Origin of the sequence: Pseudomonas sp. RA_105y_Pfl2_P56 (assembly GCF_963970845.1) — a bacterium.
GTDB classification, from domain to species: Bacteria; Pseudomonadota; Gammaproteobacteria; order Pseudomonadales; family Pseudomonadaceae; genus Aquipseudomonas; species Aquipseudomonas baetica_A.
Map to the genome: position 1 here is coordinate 118,338 of NZ_CAXAPL010000013.1, position 19,841 is coordinate 138,178.

The 19,841-nt window shown below is 60.4% G+C and carries 20 protein-coding genes; 10 read left to right on the plus strand and 10 right to left on the minus strand.

Annotation, left to right across the window (positions count from 1 at the left end; genetic code table 11):
- Positions 1-115 precede the first annotated feature (115 nt).
- The 7 genes from nagE to AACY11_RS11695 all read right to left on the minus strand — a co-directional run bounded on the left by nagE (position 116) and on the right by AACY11_RS11695 (position 8,671).
- Positions 116-1,831, minus strand: a complete 1,716-nt coding sequence (gene nagE / locus AACY11_RS11665; protein ID WP_339494810.1) for an N-acetylglucosamine-specific PTS transporter subunit IIBC — start codon at positions 1,829-1,831, stop codon at positions 116-118.
- Between the two features lie 23 nt (positions 1,832-1,854).
- Positions 1,855-4,368: a phosphoenolpyruvate--protein phosphotransferase gene (gene ptsP / locus AACY11_RS11670; protein ID WP_339494811.1), complete on the minus strand. Its 2,514-nt coding sequence runs from the start codon at positions 4,366-4,368 to the stop codon at positions 1,855-1,857.
- A 34-nt stretch (positions 4,369-4,402) separates the two neighbouring features.
- Positions 4,403-5,425, minus strand: a complete 1,023-nt coding sequence (locus AACY11_RS11675) for an SIS domain-containing protein (protein WP_221729902.1) — start codon at positions 5,423-5,425, stop codon at positions 4,403-4,405.
- A complete protein-coding gene (nagA, locus tag AACY11_RS11680; RefSeq protein ID WP_339432110.1) occupies positions 5,406-6,512 on the minus strand; it encodes an N-acetylglucosamine-6-phosphate deacetylase in 1,107 nt (368 codons plus the stop codon). The genes AACY11_RS11675 and nagA overlap by 20 nt, the downstream gene beginning before the upstream one ends.
- A 32-nt stretch (positions 6,513-6,544) precedes the next feature.
- The gene (locus tag AACY11_RS11685) at positions 6,545-7,276 is read right to left on the minus strand and encodes a GntR family transcriptional regulator (protein ID WP_221729900.1); all 732 of its coding nucleotides are present in this window, start codon (positions 7,274-7,276) and stop codon (positions 6,545-6,547) included.
- Between the two features lie 283 nt (positions 7,277-7,559).
- Positions 7,560-8,075: a L,D-transpeptidase family protein gene (locus tag AACY11_RS11690; protein WP_339432112.1), complete on the minus strand. Its 516-nt coding sequence runs from the start codon at positions 8,073-8,075 to the stop codon at positions 7,560-7,562.
- Positions 8,076-8,119: 44 nt separating this feature from the next.
- On the minus strand, positions 8,120-8,671 hold the full coding sequence (locus AACY11_RS11695; RefSeq protein ID WP_339494812.1) for an NUDIX hydrolase: 552 nt from the start codon (positions 8,669-8,671) through the stop codon (positions 8,120-8,122).
- A 147-nt stretch (positions 8,672-8,818) separates the two neighbouring features.
- Between AACY11_RS11695 and AACY11_RS11700 the strand changes: the two genes are divergently transcribed.
- The 5 genes from AACY11_RS11700 to purT all read left to right on the plus strand — a co-directional run bounded on the left by AACY11_RS11700 (position 8,819) and on the right by purT (position 12,132).
- Complete coding sequence (locus AACY11_RS11700) at positions 8,819-9,418, plus strand: CoA pyrophosphatase (RefSeq protein ID WP_339432114.1); 600 nt, start codon at positions 8,819-8,821, stop codon at positions 9,416-9,418.
- 47 nt (positions 9,419-9,465) lie between these two features.
- Positions 9,466-9,990 (plus strand): gamma carbonic anhydrase family protein, encoded by a 525-nt coding sequence (locus AACY11_RS11705; protein WP_339494813.1) that lies wholly within the window; start codon positions 9,466-9,468, stop codon positions 9,988-9,990.
- Positions 9,987-10,202: a DUF1289 domain-containing protein gene (locus AACY11_RS11710; protein ID WP_339432116.1), complete on the plus strand. Its 216-nt coding sequence runs from the start codon at positions 9,987-9,989 to the stop codon at positions 10,200-10,202. Before AACY11_RS11705 ends, AACY11_RS11710 begins: the two co-directional genes overlap by 4 nt.
- Before the next feature lie 180 nt (positions 10,203-10,382).
- Complete coding sequence (locus tag AACY11_RS11715; protein WP_221729895.1) at positions 10,383-10,850, plus strand: VUT family protein; 468 nt, start codon at positions 10,383-10,385, stop codon at positions 10,848-10,850.
- A 100-nt stretch (positions 10,851-10,950) separates the two neighbouring features.
- Positions 10,951-12,132, plus strand: coding sequence for a formate-dependent phosphoribosylglycinamide formyltransferase (gene purT / locus AACY11_RS11720; protein ID WP_339432117.1), 1,182 nt, complete (start codon positions 10,951-10,953; stop codon positions 12,130-12,132).
- Positions 12,133-12,252: 120 nt separating this feature from the next.
- Here the strand turns inward: purT and AACY11_RS11725 are convergent, their stop codons facing one another.
- From AACY11_RS11725 to AACY11_RS11735, 3 genes are all read right to left on the minus strand, one after another.
- Positions 12,253-13,569, minus strand: coding sequence for an MFS transporter (locus AACY11_RS11725; protein ID WP_339466165.1), 1,317 nt, complete (start codon positions 13,567-13,569; stop codon positions 12,253-12,255).
- 265 nt (positions 13,570-13,834) lie between these two features.
- Entirely contained in the window at positions 13,835-15,076 is a 1,242-nt protein-coding gene (locus tag AACY11_RS11730; RefSeq protein WP_339432119.1) for a transporter associated domain-containing protein, read from the minus strand.
- A gap of 12 nt (positions 15,077-15,088) precedes the next feature.
- On the minus strand, positions 15,089-15,901 hold the full coding sequence (locus AACY11_RS11735; protein ID WP_339432120.1) for a cytochrome C assembly family protein: 813 nt from the start codon (positions 15,899-15,901) through the stop codon (positions 15,089-15,091).
- A 210-nt stretch (positions 15,902-16,111) separates the two neighbouring features.
- On the opposite strand from AACY11_RS11735, the gene ffh reads away from it, so the two are divergent.
- The 5 genes from ffh (at position 16,112) to rplS (ending at position 19,682) form a co-directional block, all read left to right on the plus strand.
- The gene (ffh, locus tag AACY11_RS11740) at positions 16,112-17,488 is read left to right on the plus strand and encodes a signal recognition particle protein (protein ID WP_339432121.1); all 1,377 of its coding nucleotides are present in this window, start codon (positions 16,112-16,114) and stop codon (positions 17,486-17,488) included.
- A gap of 249 nt (positions 17,489-17,737) precedes the next feature.
- Complete coding sequence (gene rpsP / locus AACY11_RS11745) at positions 17,738-17,989, plus strand: 30S ribosomal protein S16 (protein WP_016986371.1); 252 nt, start codon at positions 17,738-17,740, stop codon at positions 17,987-17,989.
- A 5-nt stretch (positions 17,990-17,994) separates the two neighbouring features.
- Positions 17,995-18,531: a ribosome maturation factor RimM gene (gene rimM, locus AACY11_RS11750; RefSeq protein ID WP_095191188.1), complete on the plus strand. Its 537-nt coding sequence runs from the start codon at positions 17,995-17,997 to the stop codon at positions 18,529-18,531.
- Between the two features lie 2 nt (positions 18,532-18,533).
- Positions 18,534-19,286, plus strand: a complete 753-nt coding sequence (trmD, locus tag AACY11_RS11755; RefSeq protein ID WP_339494815.1) for a tRNA (guanosine(37)-N1)-methyltransferase TrmD — start codon at positions 18,534-18,536, stop codon at positions 19,284-19,286.
- A gap of 45 nt (positions 19,287-19,331) precedes the next feature.
- Positions 19,332-19,682, plus strand: coding sequence for a 50S ribosomal protein L19 (rplS, locus tag AACY11_RS11760; protein ID WP_003175895.1), 351 nt, complete (start codon positions 19,332-19,334; stop codon positions 19,680-19,682).
- Positions 19,683-19,841 lie beyond the last annotated feature (159 nt).

Consider the following 19,841-nt stretch of genomic DNA (forward strand, 5'->3'; position numbering starts at 1 on the left):
GATTGAGTAGAGGCTCGACGGGCGTCATCGCTGGCAAGCCAGCTCCCCATCTGGAATGCAATCACCTTGTGGGAGCGGGCTTGCTCGCGAAGAGGCCCGCTCAGGCGCAGCAGATTTAAACCTTTGCACCGAGCTCACTGCGATTGACCAACGCCTCAAGCGCTCCACTCAAACTCGCTGCCTTATCCCCCACCAACAAATGCCAGACCCCGCCTTCCAACTGGCTGACACCCTGACAACCCAGCTCTTTCAACTGCGCCTCGGACAACGCTTTACCATCGGCCAGTTGCAGACGAATACGTGTCAGCGCGATGCAGTCCAGTTGCAGCACATTCTCGCTACCGCCCAGTGCCGTCAGCCATTGTTGAGCTTGCGGCGCAGCGACCAACGCAGCTTTCGATTCCTCGACCACCACCGCAGGCGCAGACACCAACGCACGCCCCAGCGCCGGCATGGCGAGGCGGATTTCGTCGGCGATGCTGTCGGCCAATGGCCCGACCACTACCTGCAAGCTGCCGCCCTTGCCCGGGCGTACCACGGCCATCGCACCCAGTGCCTTCAAGTCAGCGTCAGAAGCCTTGTTGCGATCAACCATTTCCAGACGCAAGCGGGTAGTGCACGCACCCACCGTCACCAGATTCTCCGCACCACCGAGAGCCTTGATGTAAGCCGCAGCGCGCTCGTTCTCGGTGAGAACTGCCTTGTCAGCCGCCGCCACATCCTCACGCCCCGGCGTCTTCAAATTGAAACGACGAATGCAGAAATCAAACACCGCGTAATACACGACGGCATAAGCGAGTCCGACCGGAACCACCAACCAGCCATTGGTCGACCGGCCCCAGCCCAGCACCATGTCGATAAAACCGCCAGAGAACGTGAAGCCCAGATGAATATTCAGCGCGTTAGTGATCGCCATCGACAACCCGGTCAGCAGCGCATGTAGCAGATACAACAACGGCGCCAAAAACATGAAGGCAAATTCAATCGGCTCGGTTACCCCAGTCAAAAACGACGTCAAAGCCATCGACAGGAAAATCCCGCCCATGACCTTGCGCCGCTCTGGCAGAGCGTTGCGGTACATCGCCAGGCACGCGGCCGGCAGGCCGAAGATCATCATCGGGAACATGCCGGTCATGAACTGGCCGCCCTTCGGATCGCCGGCAAAGTAGCGCGACAGATCACCGGTCACCAACGCACCTGTGGTCGGGTCGGTGAAGTTGCCGAAGACGAACCACGCCATGTTGTTGAGGATGTGGTGCAGGCCGGTGACGATCAGCAGACGGTTGAACACGCCGAAGACGAAGGCACCGAAGCTGCCGCTTTCCATCATCAGGCTACCGAAGCTGTTGATGCCTTGCTGAATCGGCGGCCAGATGTAGCCGAACACCACGCCCAGCCCGACCGCCGCAAACCCTGTGACAATCGGCACGAAACGCCGGCCACCGAAGAACGCCAGGTACTCCGGCAGCTTGATGTCCTTGAAGCGGTTGTACAGCGCGCCGGCCATCAGGCCGCTGACGATCCCGGCGAGCATGCCCATGTTGATGCTCGCGTCGAGCACCTTGAGGGTGGAGATCATCACCAGATAACCGATCACTCCGGCAAGGCCAGCGGTGCCGTTGTTGTCCTTGGCGAAGCCGACGGCGATGCCGATGGCGAAGATCATCGCCAGGTTGGCGAAGATCACCTGACCGGCGTCGTGGATGATCGCGATGTTCAGCAGGTCGGTATCGCCCAGGCGCAGCAGCAGGCCGGCAATCGGCAGGATCGCAATCGGCAGCATCAGCGCGCGGCCGAGGCGTTGCAGGCCTTCGATGAAGAGTTGGTACATGGCGTTTGTCCTTTTTGTTTTTGTTAGCGCAGTGGCCAATGTTGATGACAGGCGTGGCGCACGGCGGCGGCGCTGCTCAGCTTGAGCAGGTCGCGGCTGAGGCGCTGACATTGGGCTTCGTGCAACTGGCGCACGCGATCCTTGATTTCACCGATCTGCACCGGGCTCACCGAGAGTTCGGTAACGCCGAGGCCGATCAGCACTGGTGTCGCTAACGGGTCCGAGGCGAGGGCGCCGCAGACGCCAACCCAACGTTTGTGCACCGCTGCGCCTGCGCAGGTCATGGCGATCAGGCGCAGCAGCGCCGGGTGCAGGGCGTCGACGCGGGCGGCGAGTCCTGCGTGATCGCGATCCATGGCGAGGGTGTATTGCGACAAATCGTTGGTGCCGATCGAGAGGAAATCGGCATGTTCGGCGAGTTGTTCGGCCTGCAATGCGGCGGCGGGGACTTCGATCATCACGCCCATTTCCGGGCGTTGAGTGATACCGAGTTCATTGCACAACGCATCGACCCGCTCGCGGATGTGCAGCAGTTCGTCGACTTCGGTGACCATCGGCAACAGGATCCGGCAACGCTGCAACGGGCTGACTTGCAGCAGCGCGCGCAGTTGCTGATCGAGAATTTCCGGGCGGGCCTGGGCCAGACGAATGCCGCGCAAACCGAGCACCGGGTTGGCTTCGGCGGGCAGCGGCAGATAGTCGAGTTGCTTGTCGCCGCCGACGTCGATGGTGCGGATGATCACTGACTTATCGCCCATGGCATCAATGACGGCTTGATAGGCGGCGCGCTGTTCTTCGACGTCAGGCGCAGTCTGGCGGTCAACGAACAGAAACTCGGTGCGCAACAGACCGACACCGTCGGCGCCGTTGGCAAACGCGTCCGCCGCTTCATGGCTGGACGCAACATTGGCGACCACTTCGATGGTCACGCCATTGCGGGTTTCGGCGGGCAGATGAGCCTTGGCTTGTTGCGCATCGCGGTGTTGTTGGCGGTCGATTTGCGCTTGCCGGACGTCGGCCAGACGTTCAGTGCCGGGCGTCAGTTCGAGGCGCCCGCCGTCGGCGTCGAGGACCACTGCTTGGCCTGGCGGCTGATCGAGCAGAGCCGCACCCAGCGCCACCATGCACGGCAGACCTTTGCCCCGCGCCAGAATCGCGACGTGCGACGTCGCACCGCCCTCGGCCATGCACAATCCGGCGACACCTTGAGCGCTGAGTTGCAGTAAGTCCGATGGGGTCAGTTCATGGGCGGCGACGATAGCACCGGCCGGCACCTCGTAATGCCAGGCTTGGCCAAGCAGGGCGCGCAGCACGCGTTGCTTGAGGTCGCGCAGGTCGTTGGCGCGCTCGGCCAGCAGCGCGCTGCCGGTTTTCTGGAGCACGTCGCACTGAGCGTCGATCGACTGACTCCACGCATGGGTGGCGGCCGTGCCTTGCTCGATGGATTGTCGTGCGGCGTCGAGCAGGGCCGGGTCTTCGAGCAAGGCCAGATGCGCGGCGAAGATCGCTTCTTCGTCGGCGCTCCTGTGTTGTTTCGCTTGGGCGAGGGTGCTGCCGATGTCGCCGCGCACCTGATCCAGCGCAGCTTCAAGTGTTTGCTGTTGCGCCAGCGGATCATGATTGCCCGCGTCCGCCGGCAAACTGATCGCATTCAAATGAAACAACGGCCCGCCCACCAACCCCGGTGCGGCGCACACACCGTGCAACACATCCGCTTCGGCCGGGCGCTTGAGCGGTGCAACGCTGATCGGCGCGGCGACATGATGATCATTCGGTAGCGCGGTGGCCAATGCCGTAATCAACGCTTGCAGCGCCGCTTCAGCATCCGGCCCCTGACAACTGACTTGCACTTCATCCTGTTCGCCGACCGCCAGGCCCATCAACCCGATCAGGCTGTTGCACGGCGCCGATTTACCGGCGAAGTGCAGTTGCGACTGGCTCTTGAAGCCCTGCGCAGTCTGGCGAATCAGCGCTGCCGGCCGGGCGTGCAGGCCGCCGCGATGAGCGACGCGTACATGGCCCTGAACCTCTGGCCCGCCAACGTCTTCAGCATTCGCCGCCGAGTTGTTGCGCGAGATGATGTGCAGCAACGGCTCGCCGACTTTCACCGCTTTGAGGGTGATCGGGCGCACCTGGAAGTCTTGACTGTTGGTCAGAATCAACAGGCTCACCAGGCTTTTGCATTGCAGGCCGACTTTGTCGACGTCATAGCGCAACAGCGGCTGCCCCTTGCTGACTCGCGTGCCTTCCTTGACCAGCATCGAGAAGCCTTCGCCGTTCAGTTCAACGGTGTCGAGCCCAAGGTGCAGGAGGATTTGCGCGCCGTTGTCGGCACGCACGGTGAGGGCATGGCCGGTGCGCGCAACGTGGATGATCACCCCGGCGCATGGCGAATACAGGGTGTCGTTGATCGGGTCGATGGCAATACCATCGCCCATCGCGCCACTGGCGAACACCGCGTCCGGGACTTTGGCGAGCGTGAGCACCGGGCCGCTGAGCGGGGCGCTGAGGGTCAGCTCTTTATTGTTGTTGTGCATGGCTCGGTCTCATCAGGTGTGCAGTCAGTCGGACTTAGTGCGTACGGGTCACTTTGCTCAGGTGGCGCGGTTGATCCGGGTCCATGCCACGGGCCACGGCGAGTCCGGCAGCCATCACGTAGAAACTCTGGATCGCCAGGATCGGGTCGAGGGCCGGGTGTTCGGCGCGGGTCAGGGTCAGGTCACGTTCGGTGACGTCATCCGGCGCTGCCAGCAATACGCGAGCGCCGCGTTGACGCATCTCTGCCGCCAGGCTCAGCAGGCCGGCCTGCTCGGCACCGCGTGGGGCGAAGACCAGCAACGGATAGTGTTCGTCGATCAGCGCCATCGGGCCGTGACGCACTTCGGCGCTGCTGAACGCTTCGGCCTGGATCGCCGAGGTTTCCTTGAATTTCAGCGCGGCTTCCTGGGCGATGGCGAAACCGGCACCACGACCGATGACCATCAGACGTTCGCAGTCGCGCAGTACGTCGATGGCCGCGCTCCAGTCCTGTTGCGCCGCGTCGCGCAGGCCTTCAGGCAGGGCGTTATGCGCCTCGAGCAATTCGTTGTCCTCTTTCCAGTGCGCGATCAAACGGGCGCTGGCGCTGAGGGTGGCGATGAAACTCTTGGTCGCGGCGACGCTGCTTTCGGTGCCGGCGAGCAGCGGTACGCTGAATTCACACGCCGCTTCCAGTGGCGAATCGGCGGCGTTGACCATCGAAACGCTCAGCGCGCCACGCTTGCGCAACAAGCGCAGGCTGTTGACCAGATCCGGGCTCTGACCCGATTGGGAGAAGGCAAAGGCCACTTGACCGCTGACCTTCAACGGCGCCTGTTGCATGGTCACCACCGACATCGGCAACGATGCCACCGGCACGCCCAATTGCTGCATGGTCAGGTAGGCGAAGTAGCTCGCCGCGTGGTCGGAGCTGCCCCGGGCGACGGTCATCACCACTTGCGGCGGCTGACGGCGCAGGCGCCCGGCGATCTCGATCAATTGTGGGTCGAGCTGTTGCAGTTGGGCTTGCACGGCCTCAAACGAGGACAGTGCCTCTTCAAGCATTTTTGAAGTCAATGTCTTCTCCTTCGACCATGACGGCGGTCAGTGTGAGTGAGCGATCCAACCGCACGCAGTCGGCCCAGGCGCCGGGTTCAATGCGCCCGCGTTCGTTGATGCCGAGGTAGTCGGCGGGAAATTGAGACAGACGCTGCGACGCTTCACTGATCGGCAAACCGATCTTCACCAGGTTGCGCAGGGCTTGGTCCATGGTCAGGGTGCTGCCGGCCAGGGTGCCGTCGGGCAGTCGCACGCCGCCCAGGCATTTGGTCACGGTGTGGCTGCCAAGTTTGTATTCACCGTCGGGCATGCCGGCCGCTGCGGTCGAATCGGTGACGCAATACAGGCACGGGATTGAGCGCAGGGCCACGCGGATGGCGCCGGGGTGTACGTGGAGCAAATCCGGAATCAGCTCGGCGTATTTGGCGTGGGCCAGCGCCGCGCCGACGATGCCCGGTTCGCGGTGATGCAGCGGGCTCATGGCGTTGTACAAGTGGGTGAAGCTGGTCGCGCCGGCGTCCAGCGCGGCGACGCCTTCCTCGTAACTGCCCAGGGTATGGCCGATCTGCATGCGGATGCCACGGTTGCTGAGCTCACGGATCAAACCGTCGTGGCCGGCGATTTCCGGGGCAATGGTGATCACCCGGATCGGCGCCAGAGCCAGGTATTCCTCGACTTCGGCCATCAACGCGGTGTGGGCGAAGTTCGGTTGGGCGCCGAGTTTGCCGGGGTTGATGTACGGACCTTCAAGGTGAACGCCGAGCACCCGGGCGCTGTTGGCCGGGCGCTGTTCGCAGAACTCGCCGACGGCTTTGAGCACGCTGGAAATCTCGGCGCTGGGTGCGGTCATGGTGGTGGCCAGCAGCGAAGTGGTACCGAAACGCACATGGGTCTTGGTGATCGTCTCGAAGGCGCTGGCACCTTCCATGATGTCTTTGCCGCCGCCGCCGTGAACGTGCAGGTCAATGAAACCCGGGAGCAGATAAGGCAGGTCGTTATCGGCCGGATCGCAGGGCACGCCTTCGATCGACACGACTTTGCCGTGTTCGTGGATCAGCCGGCCGCGAACCCAGCCGTGGGCAGTGAGGATGTTGTCTTCGGACATTTCGGTTCTCGCTGTTTGACGTCTGCGCCCGTTTAACGGCGCAGCTCTGCAACAAAGTCGTAGTAGTCGTTGCGGCAATAGGTGTCGGTGACTTCGATCGGTGTGTTGTCTTCCAGATAGCCGACCCGGGTCATCAGCAACATGGCGGTGCCGGGGGCGATGCCGACCAGTGCGGCGAACTCGTCCGAGGCGTTGATGGCCTGGATGTGTTGCAAGGCGCGCACGATCGGTTTGCCGATGCCGTCGAGGTATTCGTAGAGCGAATCACCGACCAATTGTGGCTTGGGCATGATCGCGGCGGGCAGGGTGCTCATTTCGATGGCCATCACGGTGTCGTCGGCTTTGCGCAGGCGTTTCATGCGCGCGACTTTGTCGTTCGGCGACAGGCTCAGGCGGATCAGTTCTTCGTGGGTCGGCAGGGTGATGTCCCGCTCCAGCCATTGCGAACTGGGCACGAAGCCCTTGAGGCGCAGCATCTCGCTGAAGCCCGACAGACGTGAGAGGGGTTGTTCCAGGCGCGGGGTGATGAAGGTGCCGGAGCCTTGCAAGCGACGGATCAGACCTTGATCGAGCAACACTTCCAGCGCCTTGCGTGCAGTCACGCGGGAGATGCCCAACTGTTCGCTGAGATTGCGCTCGGACGGCATCGCCTGTTCGGCTTTCCACTGCCCGGCATGAATCGCCGCTTCCAGATTGCGCGCCAGTTGCAGGTACAGCGGCGTCGGCTGAGAGTCATCGGGACGTAGGGCGTGGAGGTCGTTCATTGAGGTCATTTCCGGCGCGAGTATAGGATTGTTGTGGCTCGCTTGCTGGGCGCAAATTAATACCACTTGAATACCATGTCAACGCAGGAAAATGGCGGTTGGCCCAATGAAATGGCAGGTTGTGGAGAGGGGTGTCTTAAGTGGTATTAGAGGTGGGCTGTAAAAAGCAAAAGATCGCCGTCTGCGGCCGCTCCTGTCGTTGAAAGTGGTATCAACCCTGTAGGCGCTGTCGCAGGCGGCGATCTTCTGATTTATTTTTTTGCAGGTGACCAGTGGTGGGTCGTTACGGGCGGATCTCGATCATCGTGCCGTCCGGCACCAGGCCCCAGACTTCGCGCATGTCCATGTTGCGCATGGCGATGCAGCCGTCGGTCCAGTCCAGCGTGTGGAACAGATCCTCGGGGGTGTCCTCGGTGTCGGGTGTGCCGTGGATCATGATCATGCCGCCGGGGGCGACGCCTTCCCGTCGGGCACGCGCCGAATCGCTGATGTTCGGGTAGGAAATGTGCATCGCCAGGTTGAATCGGTCGCTGACCTTTCGCCAATCGATCCAATAGAAACCTTCCGGTGTGCGTTTATCGCCTTCAAACAGTTTCGGACCTTTTTTCGCGCCCTTGCCCAGGGAAACCCGGTAGGTCTTGAGTGGCTTGCCGTCGGCGATCAACTGCAACTGATGAGCCGATTTGAGCACCAGCACTTTTTCGATCAGAGGGGTATTGGACGGCGATACGGTGGTCACGAATGACGCTTGCGAGACCGTGACGAACGACAGGCAGAACAGGGCAAGCAACCAGCGCATTGAAACGATTCCCCAGGGAGTGATGCAGATATTCATAGATGCTTTTATGTGATGACCGGCTGAGCGAGCGGCGGGATCGATTCCGAGCGAACCGGGTAGGTCTCGGCACGCCGATCAGCGAAGAAGCATTCTAAGGTACGGCCCACTGTGCGGAAAGCCAGCTCGTCCCATGGAATGTCGGCTTCGTCGAATAGTCGCACTTCAAGGCTCTCGGGACCGGCGGCAAAGTCCAGGTCGACCAGCTCTGCGCGAAAGAACACATGCACCTGGCTGATGTGCGGCACATCGATCAGCGTATAGATGCTCAGGTTACGCAGTCGGGCGCAGGCTTCCTCGGCGGTTTCGCGGGTCGCAGCCTGTTCGAGGGTTTCGCCGTTTTCCATGAAGCCGGCAGGTAATGTCCAGTAGCCGAGGCGCGGCTCGATGGCGCGGCGGCAGAGCAGCACTTGGGTGCCCCAGGTCGCGACGCATCCAGCGACGATATTGGGGTTCTGATAGTGAATGGTCTGACAGCTATCACAGACAAATCGCAGCCGCGAATCGCCTTCGGGAATGCGCTGGGTCACCGGGTTACCGCATTGGCTGCAAAATTTCATGCTGAGGTTCCTGAATGCTGCGCCTATCTTGGCGTGCAGCGGTGCCGGTCGGCAAGTTGTCGTTTCGCGACACAGCAAGAGTCGGGGGCTTGGGCGCTCGCATTGATTGGTGCATGATGCGGGGCAAGGCACAGATCGAGAACTCTTATGCTGGACGAGCTACTGCATCGGGTAAGCAACCACACACCGCGCACGCTGGAGACCGACTCGCGTTTTCCCGAGGCCGCCGTTCTGGTGCCGATCACCCGCAGTGACGAACCGGAACTGATTCTGACCCTGCGCGCCAGCGGCCTCTCGACCCACGGCGGCGAAGTCGCCTTTCCCGGCGGGCGCCGCGACCCCGAAGACCCTGATCTGATCTTCACCGCCCTGCGCGAAGCCGAAGAGGAAATCGGCCTGCCGCCGGGCCTGGTCGAAGTCATCGGCCCGCTCAGCCCGTTGATTTCTCTGCACGGCATCAAGGTCACGCCGTATGTCGGCGTGATTCCTGATTTTGTCGAGTATCTGGCCAACGACGCCGAGATCGCCGCCGTCTTCAGCGTGCCGCTGGAATTCTTCCGTAAAGACCCGCGCGAACACACCCACCGCATCGACTACCAGGGCCGCAGTTGGTACGTGCCGAGTTATCGATTTGGTGAATACAAAATCTGGGGGCTGACGGCAATCATGATCGTCGAGTTGATCAATCTGCTCTATGACGCGAAGATCAGCCTGCATCAGCCGCCTAAAAGCTTCATCAACACCTGAAGCCATCGCAGCAATGGCCGCTCACCGTGAGCCCTGAGGACAACAAGATGAAATACCGCTTGGGCGACGCCCGTGTCCAAACCCATCCACAGAGCTGGGTCGCCCCCAATGCCGTGCTGGTGGGCAAGGTCAAACTCGAAGAGGGCGCCAACGTCTGGTTCAACGCTGTACTGCGCGGTGATAACGAACTGATCCTGATCGGCAAGAACAGCAACGTCCAGGACGGCACGGTGATGCACACTGACATGGGCTATCCGCTGACCATCGGCACCGGCGTGACCATCGGCCACAACGCCATGCTCCATGGCTGCACCGTCGGCGATTACAGCCTGATCGGTATCAATGCGGTGATTTTGAACGGCGCGAAGATCGGCAAGAACTGCATCGTCGGCGCCAATTCGCTGATCGGCGAAGGCAAGGAAATCCCTGACGGTTCGCTGGTAATGGGCTCGCCGGGCAAGGTCGTGCGTGAGCTGACCGAGCCGCAGAAGAAAATGCTCGAAGCCAGCGCCGCGCACTATGTGCATAACGCGCAGCGCTATGCCCGTGATCTGGTTGAGCAGGAAGAATGAATACGCCTGAAAGACCCGTCGCCTCGCCCTGCGTGAGCATTTGTGCGCTGGATGAGGATGATGTTTGCACCGGGTGCCAGCGCACGGTCGAGGAGATTACGCGCTGGAGCCGGATGAGCAACGACGAGCGCCGTGTTGTGCTGGGGTTGTGTCATGAGCGGGCGAAGGCGAGTGGGCTGGTGTGGATGATCCCTGGGAAATCCGGCGTCTGACAGGGCGCCTTTGCGAGCAAGCCCGTTTGTATGGATCTATTGCATACACAAAATCTGTGTTCACTGTAGACCCAGTGTGGGAGCGGGCTTGCTCGCTAAGCGGCCGGCAACGCCACGACTTCTTATTGGCCCAAAACAATCCCTGAAGTAACCTGTGCGCCAATTTATCAGGTCGCCCTCATGATTTTCCTCATCGCCTACATCAGCAGCGTCGTGCTGATCAACTTCGCCTTCTCCACCGCGCCGCACCTGGACGTCATCTGGTCGGCTTGGGGCGGCTTGGTGTTCGTGTTGCGTGACATGGTGCAAACCCGCTTCGGCCATGGCGCGATCGTGGCGATGTTGGCGGCGCTGGTGTTGTCCTACGTGACGTCCGATCCGTCCATCGCATTGGCCAGCGCTGTCGCGTTCGGGGTCTCCGAGTGCATCGACTGGCTGGTGTTCAGCATCACCAAGCGGCCGTTGCGCGACCGTTTGTGGATCAGTTCGGCGCTGAGCATTCCCCTCGATACCTTCATTTTCTTCGGCATGATCGATGCCTTGACACCGCCCGTGATCATCACCGCTCTGGCTTCGAAGTTTGCTGGCGTGACGGCCGTCTGGCTGATCATGGCCTGGCGCGATCGCAAGCAGGCCGTCGCCAGCTAAAGCCAAACCCGCGGGTTCATGTAAAATGCCGCGCTTTCTCCCCATGGAAAGTGCGCCTGGCGTTGCTTTCCTCGATGATCCGCTTCTTTGAGGACCTGAGATGACCCGTATCGGAACTCCATTGTCGCCAACCGCGACCCGCGTATTGCTGTGTGGCTGTGGTGAGTTGGGCAAGGAAGTGGTGATCGAACTGCAACGCCTAGGCGTTGAAGTGATTGCCGTCGACCGCTACGCCAACGCGCCGGCCATGCAAGTCGCTCATCGCAGCCACGTGATCAACATGCTCGACGGCGCCGCTCTGCGTGCCGTGATCGAAGCCGAGAAGCCGCACTTCATCGTGCCGGAAATCGAAGCCATCGCCACCGCCACCCTGGTCGAACTGGAAGCCGAAGGCTTCACCGTGATCCCGACCGCGCGCGCTGCGCAACTGACCATGAACCGCGAGGGCATTCGTCGTCTGGCCGCTGAAGAGCTGGATCTGCCGACCTCGCCGTACCACTTCGCCGACACCTTCGAGGACTACAGCAAAGCCGTTGAGGATTTGGGTTTCCCATGCGTCGTCAAACCGGTGATGAGTTCGTCGGGCAAGGGCCAGAGCCTGCTGCGCAGCCACGATGACGTGCAGAAAGCCTGGGACTACGCGCAAGAGGGCGGTCGTGCCGGCAAAGGTCGGGTGATCATCGAAGGCTTCATCGATTTCGACTACGAAATCACCTTGTTGACCGTGCGCCACATCGGCGGCACCACGTTCTGTGCGCCGGTCGGTCACCGTCAGGAGAAGGGCGACTATCAGGAGTCGTGGCAGCCACAAGCCATGAGCCCGATTGCCCTGGCAGAATCCGAGCGTGTTGCCAAAGCGGTAACCGAGGCACTGGGTGGCCGTGGTCTGTTTGGCGTTGAGTTGTTCATCAAAGGTGATCAGGTGTGGTTCAGCGAAGTCTCGCCGCGTCCGCATGACACCGGTCTGGTGACCTTGATTTCTCAGGATCTCTCGCAATTCGCCCTGCACGCGCGGGCGATTTTGGGTCTGCCCGTACCGCTGATCCGTCAGTTCGGGCCATCGGCTTCGGCGGTGATTCTGGTGGAAGGTCAGTCGACTCAAACCGCGTTCGCCAACCTGGGCGCTGCGTTGAGCGAGCCGGACACAGCGCTGCGTCTGTTTGGCAAGCCCGAAGTCAATGGTCAGCGCCGCATGGGCGTGGCGCTGGCGCGGGATGAGTCGATTGAAGCGGCGCGTGCCAAAGCGACCCGTGCTGCTCAGGCGGTTGTCGTCGAGCTGTAAACCGAGGCGCGTTATTCGCGAGCAAGCCCGCTCCCACAGTCTTTTTGGTTGTACACAAAATGTGTGATCAACAGAGAACCCTGTGGGAGCGGGCTTGCTCGCGAAGCTTTTGATCTTCGGTCAGGCAACCTGATTCAGATCGTTATTCCTCGTTTCCTTCAGGCACAGCACCGCAATCAAACTCAGCACTGCCGCGCCCGACACATACCCGCCGACATAGCTCAAACCACCCATCGCCACCAGTTTCTGCGCAAAGAACGGCGCCGCCGAGGCCCCGACAATGCCGCCCAGGTTGTACGCTGCCGACGCGCCGGTATAGCGCACATGAGTCGGAAACAGCTCCGGCAACAACGCCCCCATCGGCGCGAACGTTACGCCCATCAAGAACAACTCGATGCACAGAAACAGCGCCACGCCCCAGGTCGACCCCTGAGTCAGCAACGGCTCCATCAGAAACCCGGACGCAATGGCCAGTACGCCGCCGATGATCAGCACCGGTTTGCGTCCGTAACGGTCACTGGCCCAGGCCGATAACGGTGTGGCGGCGGCCATGAACAGCACGGCAAAACACAGCAGTCCAAGGAACGTTTCGCGGCTGTAGCCCAGTGTGGATACGCCGTAGCTCAGGGAAAACACCGTCGAGATGTAGAACAGCGCATAGCAAACCACCATCGCCATCGCCCCCAGCAGCGTTGGCACCCAATACTGGCTGAACAGCTCGACCAGCGGCATTTTCACCCGTTCCTGGCGGGCGATGGCGTTGGCGAATACCGGGGTTTCATGGAGTTTCAGGCGCACATACAGGCCAACCATCACCAGCAGGGCGCTGAGCAGGAACGGAATGCGCCAGCCCCAACGGCTGAATTGCTCGTCGCTGAGGGCCATGGCCAGCGTGAGGAACAAGCCGTTGGCGGCGAGAAAACCAATGGAAGGGCCAAGTTGCGGGAACATGCCGAACCACGCGCGCTTGCCTTTCGGTGCGTTTTCCGTGGCCAGCAGGGCGGCACCACCCCACTCGCCGCCCAGTCCAAGACCCTGACCGAAACGCAGCACACACAGCAGAATGGGCGCCCAGGCCCCGATGCTGTCGTAACCCGGCAGCACGCCGATCAGCGTCGTACAAACACCCATCAGCAGCAGCGAAGCGACCAGTGTCGATTTACGCCCGATGCGGTCACCGAAGTGGCCAAACAACGCAGAACCCAGCGGTCGGGCGAGGAAAGCGATGCCGAAGGTGAGGAAGGCTGACAACATCTGTGCCGTGCCGGAGGTCTGCGGAAAGAACACCGGCCCGATCACCAGTGCGGCAGCCGTGGCGTAAACGTAGAAGTCGTAGAACTCGATGGCGGTGCCGATGAAACTCGCCGTCGCCACGCGGGTGGCGGAGTTGGTCGGTTGGGCAGGCGCGGTGTCGCTGTAAGCGGTACGGGTTGTCATGCGGTGATCCCTGACAGTCATGAGCTCCGGTGGAGCGAATTATTAGGGTCGAGCACCCAGGGATGTGGGATGAGGCGCGAGCGCTGTTTCAGGTAAGAACAGTCGCCGGGGTGATGCGCAAAAGGTCGAGACCTGAGCAGTGCCGGGTAAGCACTTGGATCGTCGGCGCTTGGGTAAGCGCCTCGATTATAGGAAGGGGGCTAACGATTGAACAAGCGTAAAAAACGCGTGAAAGGCACTCTCGCAGCGGCGATTTTTTGATCTGTTATCGGGGCAGCAAAAGCGCAGGGGTAGACGTGGTGTGCCAGATCAACACCTTGCTCACCCGGTTCTCTTCAGTCTCGAGAATTTCCAGTCGATAGCGCCCGATCTTCAGGCAAACCGCGCTCTCGGGAATGGTTTCCAGCGCCTCGGTCACCAGGCCGTTGAGGGTTTTCGGGCCATCGCTGGGCAAATGCCAGCCCAGGCATTTGTTGAGTTCCCGGATGGAGGCCGTGCCGTCGATCACCATGCGGCCATCGGCCTGCGGGTGAATATGCGGATTGTCGAGGCTGTGCTCGCTTTCGAATTCGCCGACGATCTCTTCAAGAATGTCTTCCAGGGTGACGATGCCGAGCACTTCGCCGTACTCGTCCACCACCATGCCCAGGCGACGTTGCTGCTTGTGGAAATTGAGCAATTGCAGTTGCAGAGGCGTGCTTTCCGGCACGAAGTACGGCTCGTAACTGGCCGCCAGCAGGGCTTCGCGGGTCAGACTGTGGTTATTCAGCAGGTGGCTGATCTGCCGCGTGTTGAGCACCGCTTCGACCTGATTGATGTCGCTGTGGAACACCGGCAGACGTGTGCGTTTGTTGTGGCGCAGTTGTTCGATGATCTGTTCGATCGGATCGTCGAGGTTGATACCGTCGACGTCACTGCGTGGCACCAGAATGTCGTTGACCGTGATGTTGTCCAGCGCGTGGATACCCGACGTCGGGTGCGTGCGGGCCGGATGTTCGGGATCGTCATGACGATCAGCCTGCGCGTCGTCGTCACTCTGCTGAACCACTTGGGTTTTGCGCACGAACGGACTCAGGAGCAAATGGCTGATGCGACTGAAAAGCCAGGCAAACGGATAAACAATTTTCAGCGGCACGGCCAATAGCGTGTTGCCGAGGGTCAGCACGGCTTCCGGATAACGCCGGGCGAGGGTGCGTGGGAAGTAATCGGCGAAGACCAGCAAGATGGCGCCCGCACCGAGGCATGCCGCCCAAGGGCCGTTTTCTTCACAGAGGAAAATCGCCAGCAACGTCGCGATCACGACCGCGAGCGCACGGCAGAGGGTGTTGCACAGAATCAGGCTGTCGAGCGGGAAGCTCAGCTTCGCCAGCGGTTTATCACTGGCGCGTGAGGCGGTGCGTTGTGCGAGCAGGTGTTGCTGCGCGATTTCGACGGCGGTAAACAGCCCCGACCATAAAATCAGCAGGACAAATACCGCGAGCATCGGCCCTATGGGCAAACCGTCCATTTATGCCGCCCGTCAGATATGCAGGATGTATTCACGAACCAGTTTGCTGCCGAAATACGCCAACATCAGCAGACAGAAACCGGCGAGCGTCCAGCGAATCGCTTTGTGTCCGCGCCAGCCGAGACGGTTGCGGCCCCACAACAGCACGCTGAACACCACCCAGGCCAGACACGCCAGCAGCGTTTTGTGAACCAGATGCTGGGCGAACAGGTTCTCGACGAACAGCCAGCCGGAGATCAACGACAGCGAGAGCAACGTCCAGCCGGCCCAAAGGAAACCGAACAGCAGGCTTTCCATGGTTTGCAGTGGCGGGAAGTTCTTGATCAGGCCGGAGGGATGCTTGTGCTTGAGTTGGTGGTCTTGCACCAGCACCAGCAAGGACTGGAACACCGCGATGGTGAACATGCCGTAGGCGAGGATCGACAGCAGGATGTGGGCGAGAATGCCCGGCTCTTCATCAATGATCTGCACGGTGCCGGCCGGCGCGAACTGCGCCAGCAACACCGTGACCGCACCCAGCGGGAACAGCAGGACCAGCAGGTTCTCCACCGGAATTCGCGAACAGGCAATCAGGGTCAGGGCGATCACCGCCGCTGCGATCAGGCTGGAAGCGCTGAAAAAGTCCAGGCCCAGGCCGATCGGGGTCAGCAGGTGCGTGAGCAGGCTGGCGCTATGGGCCAGCACGGCGAAGACGCCGAGCGTAACCAGCAGGCGCTTGTTCGCCTTGGCGCCGGTGGCCAGACGGGTGCTCTGATAAAGGGTCGCAGCGGCATATATAAGGGCGGCGGCGAGGGTGGTCAGCAAACTGGGTGACAAGGGGAGCATAAATCCTGATCGGCAAGCCCGAAAGGGGCTGAGTTTGGCATAGAACCGCCATGGCACGAAAGACTCAGGAAGCTGACAGCGAGGTGTCCGCCAGACGCAGTCTTCGCTATAATCCGCGACCTGCCCACGCCGCAGGCTCGCCGAGCACATGTTGATTCCGGTCTGGGCCGCCATTATCCCGGTCTACACAGGGCCTGAAAGGATCGCGCAATGTTTGAAAACTTAACCGACCGTCTCTCGCAGACGCTGCGCCATGTCACCGGCAAGGCGAAGCTGACCGAAGACAATATCAAAGACACCCTGCGTGAAGTGCGCATGGCGTTGCTCGAAGCCGACGTCGCCCTGCCGGTGGTCAAGGACTTCGTCAATTCGGTCAAGGAGCGCGCTGTCGGCACCGAGGTGTCGCGCAGCCTGACGCCGGGCCAGGCATTCGTGAAGATCGTCCAGGCTGAACTCGAAAGCCTGATGGGCGCGGCGAACGAGGACTTGAACCTCAGCGCCGTACCGCCAGCCGTCGTGCTGATGGCCGGCCTGCAGGGTGCCGGTAAAACCACCACCGTCGGCAAACTGGCGCGCTTGCTCAAAGAGCGCAAAAAGAAGTCGGTCATGGTCGTGTCGGCGGACGTTTATCGCCCTGCGGCCATTAAACAGCTGGAAACCCTGGCCAACGACATCGGCGTGACGTTCTTCCCGTCCGACCTGAGCCAGAAGCCGGTCGACATCGCCAACGCGGCTATTAAAGAAGCAAAACTGAAATTCATCGACGTGGTCATCGTCGATACCGCCGGTCGTCTGCACATCGACGAAGAGATGATGGGCGAGATCAAGGCGCTGCACGCCGCGATCAACCCGGTCGAAACCCTGTTCGTGGTCGACGCCATGACCGGCCAGGACGCGGCCAACACGGCCAAGGCCTTCGGTGATGCGCTGCCGCTGACCGGTGTGATCCTGACCAAGGTCGACGGCGACGCGCGTGGCGGTGCCGCCCTGTCGGTGCGAGCGATCACCGGCAAACCGATCAAGTTCATCGGTATGGGCGAGAAGAGCGAAGCGCTCGAGCCGTTCCATCCCGAGCGTATTGCTTCGCGGATCCTCGGTATGGGTGATGTGCTCAGCCTGATCGAACAGGCCGAGCAGACCCTCGACAAGGAAAAGGCCGACAAACTGGCCAAGAAACTGAAGAAGGGCAAGGGCTTCGACCTCGAAGACTTCCGTGATCAGTTGCAACAGATGAAGAACATGGGCGGCCTGGGCGGCCTCATGGACAAACTGCCGAGCATCGGCGGCGTCAACCTGTCTCAGATGGGCAATGCCCAGAATGCCGCAGAGAAGCAATTCAAACAGATGGAAGCCATCATCAGCTCCATGACCCCGGCCGAGCGCCGTGACCCTGAGTTGATCAGCGGCTCGCGCAAGCGCCGGATCGCCATGGGGTCGGGCACTCAGGTGCAGGACATCGGTCGCTTGATCAAGCAGCACAAGCAGATGCAGAAGATGATGAAGAAATTCACCGCCAAAGGCGGAATGGCGAAAATGATGCGCGGCATGGGCGGTATGTTGCCCGGCGGCGGTATGCCGAAAATGTAAATAACTCGCCGGTCGTCGCACCGGCGCAGGCCCCGCAAGGATGCGGGATCAACAGCAAACCCGCACTCGGCGGGAGCTGACTGGCCGTTTTCATCGACGGCTCTATATGCAAATCTGCACGGCATGCCATAGGCGCCGGAAAAAGTCATTTGCAAAAGTCCGGATATTCCTTAGAATATGCGGCCTTTCGGGCACCCATGCCCGCTGTGCATTTAGATTTGCAGCACCGACTACAGGAACGATGTTCACATGCTAACAATCCGTCTTGCCCTTGGCGGCTCCAAAAAGCGCCCGTTTTACCACCTGACCGTAACCGACTCCCGCAACCCGCGTGACGGTTCCCACAAAGAACAGGTTGGTTTCTTCAACCCTGTTGCCCGTGGTCAGGAAACTCGTCTGTCCGTGAACCAAGAGCGCGTAGCCTACTGGCTGAGCGTTGGTGCACAACCTTCTGAGCGCGTTGCTCAGTTGTTGAAGGAATCTGCCAAGGCTGCGGCCTGAGCAATATGAACGCGACGCCTGCTGTTGCCGATGATTTGATCGTTATTGGCAAAATTTATTCTGTTCACGGCGTTCGCGGCGAAGTGAAGGTTTATTCCTTTACTGATCCGACTGAAAACCTGTTGCAGTACAAAACCTGGACGCTCAAGCGCGAAGGCAATGTCAAACAGGTCGAGCTGGTCAGTGGACGCGGGAGCGACAAGTTCCTGGTCGCAAAGCTCAAGGGTCTTGATGATCGTGAAGAAGCTCGTCTTCTGGCCGGTTACGAGATCTGCGTGCCGCGCAACCTGTTCGCTGAATTGACCGAAGGCGAGTACTACTGGTACCAGCTGGAAGGTCTGAAGGTCATCGATCAACTGGGGCAATTGCTCGGGAAAATCGATCATCTTCTGGAAACCGGCGCCAATGATGTAATGGTAGTCAAGCCTTGCGCTGGCAGCCTGGATGATCGCGAACGCCTGCTGCCCTATACGGAGCAATGCGTGTTGGCAGTCGACCTCGCCGCGGGTGAGATGAAGGTGGATTGGGACGCGGACTTCTAAGCGTGGCTAACTTGCGCGTAGAAGTGATCAGTTTGTTTCCCGAAATGTTTTCCGCCATCGGCGACTACGGCATCACCAGTCGAGCGGTCAAACAGGGGCTCTTGCAGCTGACCTGTTGGAACCCGCGGGATTACACGGCGGATCGGCATCACACTGTGGACGATCGCCCGTTTGGCGGTGGTCCGGGCATGGTGATGAAGATCAAGCCCCTGGAGGATGCTCTGGTTCAGGCCAAGGCAGCAGCCGGGGAGGCGGCGAAGGTGATTTACCTGTCCCCCCAAGGCCGTCAACTGACTCAGTCGGCGGTACGCGAGTTGGCACAATCGGATGCATTGATCCTGATTGCCGGCCGCTACGAAGGCATTGACGAGCGCTTTATTGAGGCTCATGTCGATGAAGAGTGGTCGATTGGCGACTATGTACTGTCTGGCGGTGAGCTGCCGGCCATGGTCCTGATCGATGCGGTTACACGACTGCTGCCTGGAGCTTTAGGGCATGCGGATTCCGCTGAGGAAGATTCCTTTACGGATGGTCTGCTGGATTGCCCGCACTACACCCGACCTGAGGTGTATGCGGATCAGCGTGTTCCCGACGTGTTGCTGAGTGGCAATCACGCGCATATCCGGCGTTGGCGTTTACAGCAGTCCCTTGGTAGGACCTATGAACGACGCGCCGATCTTCTGGAAAGCCGCTCGCTTTCTGGAGAAGAGAAGAAGCTGCTCGAGGAATACATCCGCGAGCGGGACGATAGTTAACAACGTATCGATGGTAGATCAGTTGATTTACCTTAGGAGCACAGCATGACCAACAAAATCATCCTTGCACTCGAAGCAGAGCAGATGACCAAAGAAATCCCTACCTTTGCCCCAGGCGACACCATTGTCGTTCAGGTGAAAGTGAAGGAAGGCGATCGTTCCCGTCTGCAAGCGTTCGAAGGCGTTGTAATCGCCAAGCGTAACCGCGGCGTGAACAGTGCGTTCACCGTACGTAAAATCTCCAACGGTGTTGGCGTAGAACGTACTTTCCAGACCTACTCCCCGCAGATCGACAGCATGGCTGTTAAACGTCGCGGTGACGTACGTAAAGCCAAGCTGTACTACCTGCGCGACCTGTCGGGTAAAGCAGCTCGCATCAAGGAAAAACTGGCTTAAGTCCAGCTTCCGATGCAGAAAAAAGCAGCCTACGCAGACTGTGTGAAAACCTAGCAATCTGCGCAGCGCTCAATGAAAATGCTCCGTATCGAAAGATACGGAGCATTTTTCGTTATGGCTTACATCCAAGGAGAGTCTCGCAGCCAGACCAGCCTGTTT

What these genes read in the sequence shown, in the direction of transcription:
- nagE (WP_339494810.1), bottom strand. Translation starts at nt 1,831, where the DNA reads ATGTACCAACTCTTCATCGAAGGCCTGCAACGCCTCGGCCGCGCGCTG.
- ptsP (WP_339494811.1), bottom strand. Translation starts at nt 4,368, where the DNA reads ATGCACAACAACAATAAAGAGCTGACCCTCAGCGCCCCGCTCAGCGGC.
- nagA (WP_339432110.1), bottom strand. Translation starts at nt 6,512, where the DNA reads ATGTCCGAAGACAACATCCTCACTGCCCACGGCTGGGTTCGCGGCCGG.
- AACY11_RS11685 (WP_221729900.1), bottom strand. Translation starts at nt 7,276, where the DNA reads ATGAACGACCTCCACGCCCTACGTCCCGATGACTCTCAGCCGACGCCG.
- AACY11_RS11690 (WP_339432112.1), bottom strand. Translation starts at nt 8,075, where the DNA reads ATGCGCTGGTTGCTTGCCCTGTTCTGCCTGTCGTTCGTCACGGTCTCG.
- AACY11_RS11695 (WP_339494812.1), bottom strand. Translation starts at nt 8,671, where the DNA reads ATGAAATTTTGCAGCCAATGCGGTAACCCGGTGACCCAGCGCATTCCC.
- AACY11_RS11700 (WP_339432114.1), top strand. Translation starts at nt 8,819, where the DNA reads ATGCTGGACGAGCTACTGCATCGGGTAAGCAACCACACACCGCGCACG.
- AACY11_RS11705 (WP_339494813.1), top strand. Translation starts at nt 9,466, where the DNA reads ATGAAATACCGCTTGGGCGACGCCCGTGTCCAAACCCATCCACAGAGC.
- AACY11_RS11710 (WP_339432116.1), top strand. Translation starts at nt 9,987, where the DNA reads ATGAATACGCCTGAAAGACCCGTCGCCTCGCCCTGCGTGAGCATTTGT.
- AACY11_RS11715 (WP_221729895.1), top strand. Translation starts at nt 10,383, where the DNA reads ATGATTTTCCTCATCGCCTACATCAGCAGCGTCGTGCTGATCAACTTC.
- purT (WP_339432117.1), top strand. Translation starts at nt 10,951, where the DNA reads ATGACCCGTATCGGAACTCCATTGTCGCCAACCGCGACCCGCGTATTG.
- AACY11_RS11725 (WP_339466165.1), bottom strand. Translation starts at nt 13,569, where the DNA reads ATGACAACCCGTACCGCTTACAGCGACACCGCGCCTGCCCAACCGACC.
- AACY11_RS11730 (WP_339432119.1), bottom strand. Translation starts at nt 15,076, where the DNA reads ATGGACGGTTTGCCCATAGGGCCGATGCTCGCGGTATTTGTCCTGCTG.
- AACY11_RS11735 (WP_339432120.1), bottom strand. Translation starts at nt 15,901, where the DNA reads ATGCTCCCCTTGTCACCCAGTTTGCTGACCACCCTCGCCGCCGCCCTT.
- ffh (WP_339432121.1), top strand. Translation starts at nt 16,112, where the DNA reads ATGTTTGAAAACTTAACCGACCGTCTCTCGCAGACGCTGCGCCATGTC.
- rpsP (WP_016986371.1), top strand. Translation starts at nt 17,738, where the DNA reads ATGCTAACAATCCGTCTTGCCCTTGGCGGCTCCAAAAAGCGCCCGTTT.
- rimM (WP_095191188.1), top strand. Translation starts at nt 17,995, where the DNA reads ATGAACGCGACGCCTGCTGTTGCCGATGATTTGATCGTTATTGGCAAA.
- rplS (WP_003175895.1), top strand. Translation starts at nt 19,332, where the DNA reads ATGACCAACAAAATCATCCTTGCACTCGAAGCAGAGCAGATGACCAAA.